Source organism: Pseudoalteromonas sp. P1-11, assembly GCF_001399995.1.
Classification (GTDB): Bacteria; Pseudomonadota; Gammaproteobacteria; order Enterobacterales; family Alteromonadaceae; genus Pseudoalteromonas; species Pseudoalteromonas atlantica.
Genome location: NZ_LJSP01000004.1, coordinates 515,634 through 530,751 on the forward strand (window position 1 = coordinate 515,634; position 15,118 = coordinate 530,751).

A 15,118-nucleotide genomic window follows, 5' to 3' on the forward strand; every position below is an offset into this window, starting at 1 on the left:
CATACCTAAAATGGCAGCACGTTGGGTTATGAATCTATATAAGTGTAAAGCCGCGGGTTAATAGGGTTTATAAATGCGCTCTATGGCCGCTTTATTATTTTTAATAAGGCGATTAATTACAGCTACTTCATCAAGCGTGACCGACTGTTTACTCATCATAAAATGTACGCCATTAACATTAATAGCTGGCGCCGTTTTTACCGGCAAAATTGTGCTGTAGCGCTGAGCAAAATATTTTGCGACAACAGAGTCGTCAATCACGTAGTCAACTCGCTTTTTGTTAAGCATACCAAAGCGCGTATTTGCATCTGCGGTAAGTACTATTTGGTTGGGGTAATGTTTTCTTATTTTTTCAAACTCAGCGCCAAAAAAGCTGCCTCTGTTAACGCCAACAATAAAGCCACGTTCAAAAAGCGCCGCCAAATTAATTACATCTTTAGCGTTTTCATGCTTATAAAGCAGCATAACTTCATCGCGATATACATCAGTAAAATAAGAGTACTCGGCGCGCTCTTTTGTATAACTTGCCGCAAAGGTAATATCAATATGGCCTGTTTTTAGCTCTTGCTGAACCCGCGATAAGCTCGGAAAATAAACCCATTCAATACAAAAAGGCGAATTTTTAAAAACAGCGTTAACCGTATCTACCTCTGCGCCTACAAAGGCATTGCCTTGTTTAATTAAATAGGGCGCCCAGTTGGTTTCGTTGGTGCCCATTTTTAGCGTTTTAGTGCATGCCAGTACATTAAATTGCGCCACCAAAAATATAAACGCTAACAGAAACATCTTCATAAAACGTCCTTTTATACCAATCCGCATAATTAAGTGATCTATTTTGAGGATGGATAAACGTAAATTCGCTACTTAGTTGTTCTAAATGAGAATTTTTTAACGCAGATAGCGACACATTTAGCCCCTGAAAATGATTAAGTATTAATGTGGGTTGGTATTATTACTTAAATAACGCCTTAAGCGCCGCTTTATTTTTTACAATATGCGCATTAATAGTGTTAACTTCTTCTAAAGTAATCGTTTTTTTGCTCATCATAAAATGCACATTATTTACGTTAATAGGCGCTACTTGCTCAACGGGTAAAATAGCCGTGTATTTTTTAGCAAAATGGTGCGCCACTAACGAATCGTCTACTACAAAATCTACCCGCTTTTTATTTAATAAAGCAAAGCGTTTATCGGCATCGCTGGTAAGTACTATTTGCTTGTTATATTTATCGCTTAACGCTTTAAACGTGTGCCCTAAAAAGCTGCCGCGATTAACGCCGGCTGTTAAGCCCTTTTTAAATAACTGCTCTAACGAACTAATACTTGCTGAGCCAGCATGTTTATACAACAACATTACTTCTTCGCGATAAGGCAAACTAAAATGGGCATAAGCTTGGCGCTCAGGGGTTTTACTTGCTGCAAACATTAAATCTACACGGCCGTGTTTTAGCTCTTCTAAGGCGCGTAAGGAGTTAGGTAATAACGTAAAATTTATACAAAAAGGGGAGTCTTTAAAAATGGTTTTAATTATATCTATTTCAACACCCGTTAACGTATTGTTTTTTAGTACCACATACGGCGGCCAGTAGCGCTCGTTGGTGCCTACATTAATGGTTTTATCGCATGCTTGGGTTTTAGCGCTAAATAACCCCAAACACGTTACCCACATCAATAAAAACACACGCGTACAGCTTAAAAAATTCATTCAAACAGCGCCTTAAGGGCCGCTTTATTTTTAGCTATATGCGCGTTAATAATTTTAACCTCATCAGGCGTAACTGTTCTTTTGCTCAGCATTAAGTGTATTTGGTCTTTATTAATAGCGGGTATAGTTGGCGCTTTCATTAAGCTGTTACCACGCTTACTTAAATAATTGCCTACTAGCTCGTCTTCTATTGCGTAATCTATACGCTGTTTATTAAGCATTTCAAAGCGCTTACTGGTTGCGCTGGTGTATTCTATTTGTTTTTTATGGCTTTTTTTATACTGCTCAAACTCTTCGCCATAATAACTACCAAAGTTAGCGCCTATGGTTAAACCTTGGTTAAAAATATCAGCCAAGTTTTTAACCGTATGCTGATTGTTTTTGTTTTCGTATAAACGCATTACCTCGGTGCGGTAGGCCTTTGTATAATGAGCATATTTAGCGCGCTCACTGGTGTAACTTGCCGCCCAGCCTATGTCTATTCGGCCATGGCGCAGCTCGGTAAAAGCCCGTTTAGAATTAGGCAGCATTTTTATTTCAAAACAAAAAGGCGAGTCTTTAAAAATAATAGTTAACGCATCCACCTCTTTACCCTGTAACTGGCCGCTAATGCCCATTACATAAGGCGGCCAAAAAGCATCATGCGCGCCAACGCTAAGCGTTCTTTCGCAGGCAAACACACCCCAAGAGGTACTAAACAACACACACAATAATAAGGTTATTAATTTATTCATTAAGTCTCTGAGGTAAGCTTTTTTTGTACGTTATTAAAACAGTATAACCTAGCAAAATAATATAATGGTGAAGGAATCATTAAAGTTGTAAAAAAATGTATGTAAAAAGGAGAGGGTAAAGGCTTTAAGGAGATAATTATTGCTAAATTCAATACAAACAGCGTATTAAGCTAAAAAAACCTACTTATAAGTTCTTTAATTTATCAGCTTGTTCCTGTAGATTGAACAAGTATGAATGCAGCATTAACGTTGCAAATTCGCAAAAGCCAAGGAGCGGTATAAGCAGTGCCAAATACCACACTAAATTATTATAACCAAAATGCACAAACCTTTAGCGACTCAACACTTAATGTTGATATGTCGGCGCTTTACCGTGAGTTTTTACCTTATGTTGCCCAAAATGGCCATGTGCTAGATGCAGGTTGTGGCTCAGCTCGCGATGCTGCCTATTTTAAAAGCCAAGGCTTTAGTGTGTCGGCTTTTGACGCAAGCCCTGCACTTGCAGAGCTTGCAAGCAGTTACTTACAACAACCGGTAGCTGTTAAAACCTTTCAAGAGCTTGAGTGTGCTAATAAATACGACGGCATTTGGTGCTGCGCTAGCTTGTTACATGTGCCAAAGGCCGAGCTTCCTCAAGTATTTTTAAACCTACAAAATGCGCTTAAACCCAATGGCGTTTTATATGTATCGTTTAAATATGGCACTCAAGAGCGTGTACATAATGGCCGTGAATTTACCGATTTAACCGAGCAGTTATTAAGTAGTTTATTAAATCAACACACGCAATTAAGCATAATTAAGCACTGGCAAAGTGTTGATCAGCGCCCAGGGCGCGAAAGCGAAGTGTGGCTAAACGCCATAATAAAGGCTGCACCCATTTTATGATCAGCGCAATGCAGCAACAGCTCGACTTTATAGCATACATTCAGCGCATGCTGGTTGAGGGTGATTTTAGCGCTACCTACAAGTTTGCACTTTTACACGCTATTGCCGATGTATGCGTAGAGCAACCGCTGTTATCTGAGCAAAGTGAATTAGTAATAGAGCTACCAACCCTTGCCGATAAACTCATTACCTTATACTGGCATCATGCAATGCCGTTTTCGTCAGAGCACACCGGCGAAAGCGCCTTACTTAAGCAAAATACAGGCGCGCAATCAAAAGTAATTAGCGTATTGTTTGAATGCCAGCAAAACAACATACGTAACTTTCGCCAACTTAAGCAAAGCCCGTTTTATAAGCCCACGTTTAATGCTGCTATGGCAACACTCAAATCAGGGCCGCTTTGGCGCTTACAAATTCTCGCTAAACAAGAAGAATGCTTTTTGTACCCGCACACAAACAGCACTCAATTTATTACGTTAAATGCAGGCATTGCTAGCTGCTTTAGGCGCTTTTACGACCTAGTAGTTTATTTAGCTAAAAATGCATGGCTTCAAAAAATTCAAAGTATAAAGCACAACCAAGCCCTTATTGGCCCGCAAAGTCAGCTGCAAGAGTTTTTATTTGGGGTAGACCGTAATGCACTTACCAAGGCAAAGCCTGTTTTAGTAGAGCTGCAATCAAACACCTGTTTTTATTGCCAAAAGCCAATGAAAAACGATGTTGAGGTTGACCACTTTATACCGTTTGCCCGCTATGCAAACGATCTTGGCCATAATTTTGTGGCCGCGCACCGCACATGTAATAACAACAAACGCGACTTTTTAGCCGCACAGCAGCACCGTGAACGCTGGCAAAACCAAAATTTGGTCGTTAATAGCCAAACTATTAGTAATGAGCTAAGTGCGTATTTTCATTGCGATGCCGATAAATCTCTCGCTGTAAGCAATTGGGCTTACCAAGTAGCGCAAGCAAACAGCGCTAAATTATGGATTGCCAATAAAGACCATTTCGAACAAGCAAAACCAACCGCAGAATTGTTTACGTTTCCAAATGCACCACAGCCTGAGCTAAATCAAGTTGCTGAACCTGCCATTAGTTTAAAATCAGTTGATGAAGCATTAAAGCTACCGTATTTCCCTAATATTAAAATTGCCTGTGGGCATTTTAAAACTGGCGATAGCAGCGATGTTGAATATTTAGACGCGCCACTTGGCGCGGGCAAGCTTGACCCAAACGTGCATTTTTTAGCACGTGCATCGGGCAACTCTATGAATGGCGGTAAACACTCAATACTTGATGGCGACTTATTGTTACTTGAGCTTATAACTTCCGATAGAGCTGGATCACTTCGCGGCCAAATAGTCGCGATAGAGCGAGACGATATAAGCGGAGACGGGCAGTATTTACTGCGCAAAGTTAATAAATTACCAAACGGGCAATATGAGCTAATCGCTCAAAACCCCGATTACGAAGTAATGATTGCAGATGAAAGCATGCGAACGTTCGCACGCTTTAAACAAGTGGTTTTGTAGTCGCGATTTTATATCGCGTTTTAACGTGTAGACGCGCAGCTTGCTGGCGTTAAAGGCGAAGCTTTTTATATAGCTATTTTGCGTGAGAGCTTTAGGGATTTAATAACCTCTATTCGAGGTTTTTGCCAGATTGCTGGCGGCAACCAAAGGGTGAATACCGCCGTCCACCCTTTGGAATCCCACGGCGCCCCGGAGATCACACTGTATCTTCAACTTACGTTAATGATGTGAACGTAACCAGCGTAGATAGGCCATCCATGGCCAAGCTACGCTTTTTACAGCATCCATGCTGTAAATTACTCATCATTAACTAAGTTCCAGGTGTGATCATGGGGAGTTGGAGTGTGTTGGTAGATTGGTGTTTACGAATTTAGGCTTTACAAGTTTCAAACCAACGCAAGATGAATGATAAATGAACAATTATTTGTTCTAATATTTATTTACTGTTACTTTAATAGAAACGTAATGAGAAAGGACTCTAATATGAAACTCAATCAAGTTTTATCAATTGTTAATCAAGTAGAAAAATCAAAATTCATTTCATGCCTCGATCGCCTTTGTTCTGATGCCGCTAAAAATAATAAAAAACTAGCTAAAACTATCGATAATATCGACGGCCAAATAAAAAATGCTTCAGGTAGTGAAATCACTCAGCTTTTTAATACTGTTCGTGATTTCTTCAAAACCTCTGTTCAAGAGCAAATATTGATGAGCAGTGCCCAGCTTAATTTATTGGTAAATATTTTAAGTAGAGACGGGAATGGTGTAGCAAGAATTAGTTGGATAGAGTCGCTTTATGAAAAAGAGTGGGTTGAGTTATCTAAGCTTTCAAAAGAACTCAAAGAGTGTATCCAGGAAGGCGCAGCCGTAAGTATTCTAGAGCGAAACCGAGCTTTAAAAATTTACCATGCTTGTATGAAAGAAGCATATTTTAATGATGAAAAAAATAATCGCGAAGCTAAAGTTACTGATGATGAGCGTAGTGTACTTAACGTTCTAGCTGATGAGCTAAATTTAACTACTGATGAATGCGCTGCTGTAGAGCATTTAGTTGATGTTATTCCTAAAAATGGAGTGCTAGATGCCTTAAATAGCCTCAGAGATATGGGGTTATTATTTATCAGCAAAAAGCGACAAGAAGTATTCATCCCTGATGAAATAGTTACGCTATTGAATGAGATCCAAGGGAAAGATTTAGCTGATAAATACGTGCTAAGAATACTTAGAACACTAACAGATGCCGAACTTTCCAATGCCTTAAAAGCCCACGGTCGTAAAATTAGAGGCGTAAGCCGAACTGACAAAATTCAAACAATTATACATTCAGGAATTAGCGCAGCTAAATTATTATCAGACGATATTCATAACGTTGAAGATAACCAAAATCAACGTAAAGAAAGATTAAAGCAGCTGATACAAGATTTAGAAATTGATACAGAAAAACTAGGAACTACTTTAGATGAACGCATTGGTTTAATACTGTCATCGCTATCAGGCGCTACAGAAAAAGAGTTTGATTCGCTAAGCGCAAGCGGCTTCAAACAGCTTTTAAAAACTCTAGAAGAACATTTCCCAACCATGCAGGCCGTTCTTAAAGAAGCGTTTGAACTTGAAGCGAACGAAGTTATTGATACCGAAAAGTTGCGTGCGCTGAGCATTACTCCTCACGATATTTTATATTTGCTTTCAAACGATGAAGTAAAAGAAGTTCGCGATAGCATGGGTCTATCTAAGCGAGGTAATCCACGTTTCGCCATTTTAGAAAGCTTTGCTAACGCAACTGACAAGTTGATAGAGAATTATGACGCATTAGCGCGACGCGATTTTAATGCATTGAGAGATGTTGGCGCAGATGTAACAGAAGCCGACATTGGCGTTAAGTTTGAAGAAGTTACAAAGGCAATTTTTGAGCTTTTAGAACTTAATATCGATGAAGACTTACGTAAAGATTTAAATACGACCAAAGATAAAGCAGATATCGTAATTTCTCTCAGTGATAACGACATAATTATTGGTGAAGCAAAAACTTGTAAAAATGGTGATTTTGCAAAATATTCAACAACGTCACGCCAAGTAAAAGCCTATGTAACCCGCGCTGAAAATCAGGGTAAACGTGTAGCACAAGTATTGATAATCGCCCCTAGCTTTTCTGATGATTTTATTGAATCAGCAGAGATGGATACCGAGGTAAATATTTCACTACTTGAAGCACATGGCCTTAAGTTAATACTTGATGCTTATAAGTCAAAACGTAACCCAAGTTTCGCGCCTAAGCTACTGACCAAGGGTGGCTTGTTGAAAGCTGAGTTAATAGCGAAGAATATTTAGCAGATTATTATAATTACTCAGAAGTGATCTTATATCGCGCTTTAACTTGTAGGCGTGAGTTTACCTCGCGCGAAAAGCGAAGCTTTTGAATATGTAGGTGCGATTTTATATCGCGCTTTTTAATTGTAGGTTGTGCCGTAGGCGGGAGTTTATCTCGCGCTCATAAATTGGCGTATGAGTTTAGGGAATTAAAAACCTCTATTCGAGGTTATATCGCGTTGGCGATGGCAACTAAAGGGCGGTATTTGAGATTGTACGAGGTAATTCGTCCATGAAGCTGGGTTCCTGTCAGCATCCATGCTTCCACTTCCTCGTGCTGCGAAGCTTCGCTTCGGTCACTCGTCACCCACGGCGCACCCGAGGATCACACTGTATCCTCAACTTACGTTAATAGTGTGAACGTAACCAGCGTAGATAGGCTATCCATGACCAAGCTCCGCTTTGTACAGCATCCATGCTGTAAATTACTCATCATTAACAAAGTTTCGGGTGTGCTCACGGGGAATTGGAGTGTGTTGGTAGATTGGTGTTTATGAATTTAGGCTTTAGTTTAATCAAGAGTTAGTGAGCTTAAAAAATATAATTAAATAATTGTATCAATCACAGAATAAGAAGGATCATTAATGATTAATAAACGCTTAAAAATCTCAAGAAATATGAAAGTTGGTGCGTTAGACGCGGAGACTGATTTTCAATTACTAGATAAGTGTTTTGTAGACAAAGGCGATCTTGATCGTTTATTAGATGTTGAAGCGCCTGAGGCTATAGTTTTAGGAAGGACAGGCGCAGGTAAGAGTGCTTTAATGCATCGAATAGAAAAAACAGCAAGCCATTGTTCACGGTTAGATCCTAATGATGTATCGGTACGCTTTCTTGAGTACTCAGACATTATTCAATTTTTTGATGCTTTAGATATTAAACTTGATTTATTTTATAAGCTTTTATGGCGACACTTATTAGTTGTAGAAATATTAAAGTTAAGGTATGACATTAAAAATGAGCAGGATGGAAGAAATTTTTTAGATGGCATATTTACTTGGTTCCATAGAGATAAAGCAAGAAAAAAATCGTTCGAGTATTTTAATGAATGGGGAGATAAGTTTTGGCTAGATACAGATGAGCACCTAAGAGAAATAACCTTAAAGTTAGAAGAAGATACAAAAGCTAGCATTGGAGGAAAATTTCAAGGCGTTGGTCTAAATGTTGAAGGTGTAAAAAAACTCTCTGATCAAGAAAAAATTGAAATAAAACAAAGAGCAAGTCAGGTAGTAAATGGCCTTCAAATTAAAAAGCTTAATGAAGTGTTAGATTTACTTGCTGAATATGCATTCTCGGATAAACAGAGAAAGTTTTATGTAATTATTGATCAGCTGGATGAAAATTGGGCAAATACTGAAACACGGTGTCGTTTTATTCGTGCATTAATCGAAGAAATAAAATCTTTTAGAAAGCTTGAAACTGTGAAGGTTGTTATTGCGCTTCGAAAGGACCTTTTGGAGTTGGTATTTAACAAAACTAGGGACTCAGGTTTTCAAGAAGAGAAATATGAGTCATATATCCTTGAATTAAAATGGACTCAATCAGAGTTATTAAATTTGATTAATTTACGGATAAATGAAGTATTTAAAAGCCAATATACTGGTGAAAGGGTGAACTTTGAAGATATTTTTCCTAAACCAAAAAAAGGTGGAGGGCAAACTGCTAGTGACTTTATTTTAGAAAGGACATTAAAACGCCCCCGAGATGTACTTCAGTTTGTTAATGAAACATTTAATATAGCCGAAGATAACGAAAGAGTTTCGTGGAGAGCCTTAATTGCTGCCGAAGCTAATTATTCTGAAAAAAGGTTAAAATCTTTGAAAGAAGAGTGGGGGGAAATGTACCCATCTTTTGAGGACACGATTGAAATCATTCGTGGCTTGCCTAAAACCTTTACCCGTAGCTCGATAACAGCTGAAAGGTTAACAGAAATAATTGGAGCATTGAGTGAAGAAGATAATATAGATCCTTGTGTAAAAGCTTCGAGGCAGTACCTTGAGGGAAGGAATATGAAAGAAAAAGATGTCTTATATATTATTCTTCAATGCCTCTATAAAGTCGGTGTTATAGGTATCAAAGTGAGTTCACTTGACACTTTCTTGTGGTCATATATAGATCAGAGCAGTATATCTAAAGGAGAAGTAAAAAGGGCTAGTCACATGAAAATACATAAAATGCTCTACAGATCTTTAGATGTGGATCATAATGATCAACCTATTTTTCAAACATAATAACCATCACCCAACCGCCAACTTTCCTGCCTCATGCCACATTTCGCTTGGCATGGGGCTGGTTAACTCCCACGTTATATTCATAGGCTGGCTGCCGTTGTGGCTTTGGTATTTAACCTCGCCGTAGTTTACAAACCCCATGGTTCGGCCGTTTTCGTCTTTGCCTTGTTCGCGCACAAATAACAGGATGGTTTTGCCTGTTTGCTGGTGCCGAATATAACTAAGGCCGCGGCCGTGTTCTGGGCGGGCGCTGTTTTGCGTTTGCCAATGGAACAGGGTGGGGTTGATTGCGTAGTCATGATACAGCGTGGTGGGCGAGTAGGTTTTTTCGCACTTGTTGAGCGTTACAAATAACAGCTCTAAGTTTTGGTTTTTAAATTCTAAAACACCTTCGCGGGCGGTCGATTTTTTATCAAAAGAGTGCGCCCCAAATGCGGCCAGTATTTGCTGGCGCGTGTAGCGGCTGTGTAATTTTATTGCATGATTAGGCAGGCACGCTAAATCGCTTTCTTGCTGGTGAATGCGGTTTATTAATAGCGTAATTACTTGTGCGATTTCCTGCTGTAGCTCTTTGTGTTTAAGTGCTTGTAGGCTCTGCTCGAGGGTTTTAAAGCCTAAACTTGTGCCTGTGGTATCCCAAAAGTTGTAATGCGCCATAAGCGCGTACTGTTGGTTTTGTGGTGTTGGGGAAAAACTAAAGTTGTTGTTACATAAATCACGTAAAAAGCATAGATAACTGAGCGAGTCGCAGACGAGTAATTGAGTGTTTATAGCGCGGTAATACGCGGCGTAAATGTCGGCTTGCTCTGCGGGTATTTTATCGCCTTTTAACCAATGCCAGCCGCCGAGTTTTTTATCTTTGGGTTTGTATATATCTTCTAGTGTGACTTGTGGGTTTATGCGTAAAAAATTACTTAGCGTTAGCGCGTCATTAGTGTGTTGCGAATAGCTATTTATAAGCTGCTGTAAACGGCGTTTAGAGTTTATAGCTTGCTGAATATTTTTTAATATTGTTTGTTGTGTGCGCTTTTGTAGCTCAATACGGCAACCCAGCGGTAAATGTGGGAAGTTGTTTTCAATCTCAGTTTTTATTGGTTGGTTGCTTTTACCAATTAGCGCGCGGAATTTACTGGCAAAGTCGTATTCTGGGCGAGCATTACCTACAAAGTCGAGCACGGTACAGCATTGCTTTTGGCTGTTGTCGGGTAGGCGCAAACCACGGCCGAGTTGCTGTAAAAACAGCGTTAGGCTTTCAGTTGGGCGTAAAAATAGTAAGGTATCGACCTCTGGGATATCGACCCCTTCGTTAAAAATATCAACCACACAAAGTATTTGTATTTCGCCTTGGCGTAGTGCTTTCTGTTTAGCCGCGCGCTCATTGGTGTTTTTGCTGGTGAGTACATCGGCGTTTATGCCTGCTAAGTTAAACTTAGATGCCATAAACTCTGCGTGTTTTTGACTTACGCAAAATGCCAACGCTTTAATGTTGTGAACATTAGTCACTATATCAGCAAGGCTGGATATAATTTTGTTAGCGCGGCTGTTTTCCCCTGTATAAAGGTTACTTAGCTCGCTTATATCGTAACGGCCGCCTCGCCATGTTATTTGACTTAGGTCGGTGTCATCATCTAACCCAAAATATTGAAACGGGCATAAATGGCGTTGATTGATTGCCTCTGGTAAGCGTACTTCGGCGGCTATTACGCCGCAAAAATCATCGAGTATATTTGCGCCATCTTGTCGCTCTGGCGTGGCGGTTAAGCCAAGTAATATTGCGGGCGTAAAGTAACTTAAAATAGCACGATAACTGGCCGCGCTTACGTGATGTACTTCGTCTATTACTATGTAGTCGTAGTAATCATGCGTTAAATTAAGCGATTCAATTTGGCTGTTTAATGTTTGTATTGACGCAAAAAGTTGGCTGTAACGCTGCGGTTTATAGTTACCTACCCACAGCTCACCAAAATCGTTATTTTTAAGCACGCCACGGTAAGCGCTTTGCGCTTGTTTTAGTATTTCTTCTCGGTGGGCTACAAACAAAAAGTGGGCATTTGGGTTTTTATCGTAAACAGTTTTAAAGTCGAACGCCGATATTATTGTTTTACCCGTGCCCGTTGCAGCAACCACTAAATTTTTAAAACGATTATGTACGCTGCGCTCTACGCTTAGCTTTTCTAAAATAGCTAGCTGGTGTGTTTTTGGTGTTATATCAAAATAAAACTGGCTGCTTGATTGCCCAACACCGCGTTGCTCGTTAAGTGAATTAATGAGCTTTTCTTTACATTCAAGCTTGCCAGTAAACAACTCGAAATCTGGCGATTGCCAGTAGGTTTCAAACGTACTTTTGGTTTTGGATATTATGTGTGGGATTTCTTGCGCGGTAATTTTTAAGTTCCACTCAAGGCCGCTGGTAAGAGCCGAATGCGATAAATTAGACGAGCCAATATACCCAGTATGAAAACCCGTGTTACGCATAAATAAGTAAGATTTAGCGTGTAAGCGTTCTTGTTGATTGTTGTAACTTAGCTTTACCTCGGTATTTGGTAAGTTTGCTAAAAATTCAACCGCCTTTGCATCTGTTGCACCCATGTACGAAGTAGTAATTACTTTGAGTTTATTACCGCTTTTGGTAAAGGATTCAAGCTCATTTTTAAAAATGCGCAGCCCCGTCCATTTGATAAATGAGACAAGCCAGTAAATAGTGTCGGACGATTTAATCTCGCGCTTTAGCTCGGTTTCGAGTGATATACCCGCATTCGCACCGCTAAACAATTCGCTTTGGGTAAGACCTGTTTGCGGGAAAATATCTTTGGAGTAATCTTTAAGGTTTGCAGCAATGGGGTTTTGGGTATTAAACAGCGCAGTAAGTATTCGGCCTTGGCTGTCGATAAGGTTTTCTTTGATTAGTTCATCATCGCGAATATGATCTTTAAGCCAAAGGACAAGGCTATTAGCTAGGCTAATTTGCTCTTGCAAACGCTCGTCCGAGTTGGGAATAGCATTTATTGCATGTTCAACAAGCTTGCCCAAAAAGCGCGAAAGCCATGTTGCGGCCTCTGCCGATTCTAGTTGGCGTTCGCCCACATAAAATTGCTCACGATTTAAGTTTTGCTCAATTACTTGTGTAATTAACTGCTCGTAAATACCAATTTGCTGCATTAAAACCACTCCCTGTTTGCGTGCAGTTAGTTTACTAAAATGCGGTACAGCTACAAGTATTAATCGACTAAGTTACTAGTATTTAAGTACAAACGCGTGAGTTAAGTATTAGCCGGTAGGGCAAGAAAATGATGATGCTAAGAAATCATCCCCTTCAACTTCACCTGAAAACACATAATTAATGAGTAATTACCTCGCATGGCGGAATTTTGTTCCCGACAAATTCCAAGTACCTAAAAACCTTTAGGCAATGCGAGTAAAGCGATGTTTGCATATGGGCGAAAAACGTAGTTTTGAACGAGAGGGTAGGGATACCCGAACTGGGCAGCGTACATGGATGTGAAAGTTGTGCGTTCATCGCGTTTACGTTCATATTAATTTTGTATTTGAAGATAAGTGAAGTTGCGGGGCGTCGAAGGGTTCCAAGGGGCGTTCGGCGCTATGCGCCCCTTGGTTGCCATCGCCAACGCGCAACTTGTTGGCGTTTAAAAGCAGGGCTTTTACGTTGTTAATTTATTGAGTAATGAGAAGCTGCGCTTCTAACGTGAGCAAGCTCTCGGTCTACAAGACAAATTAAACATCGACCATTTGGCTTGAGCCAACTCTGCGGCTAATTTTTTCCTAAACCGTAAGTACTAATGAAGCAAAACAAGGGCAATATTTAATGCGCTGCTAACCTTAAATAGGTACACTTATTTGAGGTGTTATTTAAAGGAGTGAATAATGATTAAATGGATTTTAGTTTTGCTTAGTTTTATTTCAACGTACTCATATGCAGGCGAGGCCTACACGAAAAGTAAGTGCGAAAGCATAGAAAAGGAGCGTGAATCTATTCGCTCTCAATTTAGGCAGGGTTATAGCATTAAAAAAGGTGAGCGATTAACTGCTCGCGACAAAGTGTTATTTACCCAATTGGCAAAGCACTGCAATAAACTTAAAAAGAGTAATAACTCATACCGCCCACATGCTGCACATTCGGCGAACACCAACTGGTTACTCAATCAAAAGGTATCAAACATGACCTTGCACAGTGCCAGCTATAAAAACAAAGCTAAGCTTGAGGCGTGGTCTAAATTTTATAGATTGCCTAAGCGGTGTCGTAAAAAAGGGATGGAGACAAGCGATTTTGTTTGGTGTAGCGAGTATAGAGTAGCGCAAAAGCAAGTATTTGAGACCCAATGGCAGGGGCGCCCGTAACTATGTTTAATACTAAGCTTCGCATAGTATTTATGTTTGTTGTAATGCTTATTGCCTCAGCGCTTATTGCTAATCATTTTACAGGGCGGGTGTTTAATTATCACGACCCGATAGGTGAAGTTAAGCGTATTTATAACGATTTAACCGTAACTCAGCCAAGTAAGCCTTTAGTTAAATCACAACCCGTAAACTCTATAAAAACGCCGGCGGGCAGCAGCTCTTTTGTGCCTGCGCGTAATCACTCGCCTCAAGCAGATAAAACACGATGTACAGATGTATCTTTAGGTGACGTAAAATATAAGCGTAACGGTGATATATACACTTGGACCGACAAGGCGGGTATTGCACATTTTAGCGATACCAAACCTAACTTTGCTGTAGCAACGTACGAGAGTAATTTTTCTGAGCCACTGGATTATTTTGACCTTAATTTAAACACGCCAAATTTACCGCCTTCATTTAACCAAAAGCTACAAGTAAAACTCAATACAGTATTTAAGGTGTATGGACAAATTATTGGTGCGTATGCTCTAAAAAAGGTAAAACTAAACTTAACGGTATTACCTAACCGTAGGGCTTATAGCGCCGCTATTAGGAACAGTGGCGGCAACCCAGAAAATACAGCAGGAATGTATTTTCATGCAACTAACTCTGCGTTTATTAATTTTAGTGGCGAACAAAACACCATGAGGACGGCAGTGCACGAAGCAGTACATGCCATTAATAAAGCAGTTTTAGGGTACACGCCTAGGTGGTTAAATGAAGGGTTTGCTGAGTATTTTGAGTTTACCCATAACAATATGCAAACTGCTATTGTAGAGCCAAATCAAACCTGGGTACGTAATAATAAGCTTACTAAAAACGTGTTTAGACTTAATCGGTTAACGGGGTTAAATAATACGTGGCAAAAAGGCGACAGCAGTATGCTTTACGCTAGTAGCTGGGCTGCAATTTATTTTTTAATGGATACCCAATCAGGTAGAATATTACTTAAAAATATTATGCTGGCAGAGCAGAAAAATCCCTGTAACAAGCTTTCGAAAGATCAATTAAACGCGATGTTATTTAAACAGTTTCCTGCGTTTAATCATGACTATTCAAAATGGTTAAAAACGCCATTTAAGCCACATAATTTTTAGCTTGTTTTGTTAGACGCGCAACTTGTTGGCGTTTTAAAAGCTGGGCTTTTACGATGTTAATTTATTAAATAACGAGAAGCTGTGCTTCTGACGTGAGCAAGCTTCGCCCCTTGTATCTCTCGTTGATAAATGATTAGCTATCATTTATCACATCGAAGTCAGTGAGCTT

10 protein-coding genes are annotated in these 15,118 nt (G+C 39.7%); 6 read left to right on the forward strand and 4 right to left on the reverse strand.

The features are described 5' to 3' along the window. Positions 1-57: 57 nt before the first annotated feature. The 3 genes from AN390_RS10515 to AN390_RS10525 all read right to left on the reverse strand — a co-directional run bounded on the left by AN390_RS10515 (position 58) and on the right by AN390_RS10525 (position 2,439). On the reverse strand, positions 58-792 hold the full coding sequence (locus AN390_RS10515; protein ID WP_055254362.1) for an ABC transporter substrate-binding protein: 735 nt from the start codon (positions 790-792) through the stop codon (positions 58-60). 160 nt (positions 793-952) lie between these two features. Then, positions 953-1,705: an ABC transporter substrate-binding protein gene (locus AN390_RS10520; RefSeq protein ID WP_095206755.1), complete on the reverse strand. Its 753-nt coding sequence runs from the start codon at positions 1,703-1,705 to the stop codon at positions 953-955. Then, complete coding sequence (locus tag AN390_RS10525) at positions 1,702-2,439, reverse strand: ABC transporter substrate-binding protein (RefSeq protein ID WP_055254364.1); 738 nt, start codon at positions 2,437-2,439, stop codon at positions 1,702-1,704. The genes AN390_RS10520 and AN390_RS10525 overlap by 4 nt, the downstream gene beginning before the upstream one ends. Positions 2,440-2,724: 285 nt before the next feature. On the opposite strand from AN390_RS10525, the gene AN390_RS10530 reads away from it, so the two are divergent. The 4 genes from AN390_RS10530 (at position 2,725) to AN390_RS10545 (ending at position 9,454) form a co-directional block, all read left to right on the forward strand. Beyond that, the gene (locus tag AN390_RS10530; RefSeq protein WP_055254366.1) at positions 2,725-3,324 is read left to right on the forward strand and encodes a bifunctional 2-polyprenyl-6-hydroxyphenol methylase/3-demethylubiquinol 3-O-methyltransferase UbiG; all 600 of its coding nucleotides are present in this window, start codon (positions 2,725-2,727) and stop codon (positions 3,322-3,324) included. Then, entirely contained in the window at positions 3,321-4,856 is a 1,536-nt protein-coding gene (locus AN390_RS10535) for a S24 family peptidase (protein ID WP_055254368.1), read from the forward strand. The genes AN390_RS10530 and AN390_RS10535 overlap by 4 nt, the downstream gene beginning before the upstream one ends. Before the next feature lie 483 nt (positions 4,857-5,339). Further along, positions 5,340-7,184 carry a hypothetical protein gene (locus tag AN390_RS10540; RefSeq protein WP_055254370.1) on the forward strand — a complete coding sequence of 615 codons (1,845 nt, stop codon included), beginning with the start codon at positions 5,340-5,342 and terminating at the stop codon, positions 7,182-7,184. Between the two features lie 623 nt (positions 7,185-7,807). Then, a complete protein-coding gene (locus AN390_RS10545) occupies positions 7,808-9,454 on the forward strand; it encodes a P-loop ATPase, Sll1717 family (protein WP_055254373.1) in 1,647 nt (548 codons plus the stop codon). Between the two features lie 6 nt (positions 9,455-9,460). On the opposite strand, the gene AN390_RS10550 is transcribed toward AN390_RS10545, so the two are convergent. Then, positions 9,461-12,613, reverse strand: coding sequence for a DUF3427 domain-containing protein (locus tag AN390_RS10550; protein ID WP_055254375.1), 3,153 nt, complete (start codon positions 12,611-12,613; stop codon positions 9,461-9,463). Between the two features lie 723 nt (positions 12,614-13,336). Here AN390_RS10550 and AN390_RS10555 point away from each other — a divergent pair. Next, on the forward strand, positions 13,337-13,810 hold the full coding sequence (locus AN390_RS10555; protein WP_055254378.1) for a hypothetical protein: 474 nt from the start codon (positions 13,337-13,339) through the stop codon (positions 13,808-13,810). 2 nt (positions 13,811-13,812) lie between these two features. Continuing rightward, on the forward strand, positions 13,813-14,949 hold the full coding sequence (locus AN390_RS10560) for a DUF1570 domain-containing protein (protein WP_055254411.1): 1,137 nt from the start codon (positions 13,813-13,815) through the stop codon (positions 14,947-14,949). Positions 14,950-15,118 lie beyond the last annotated feature (169 nt).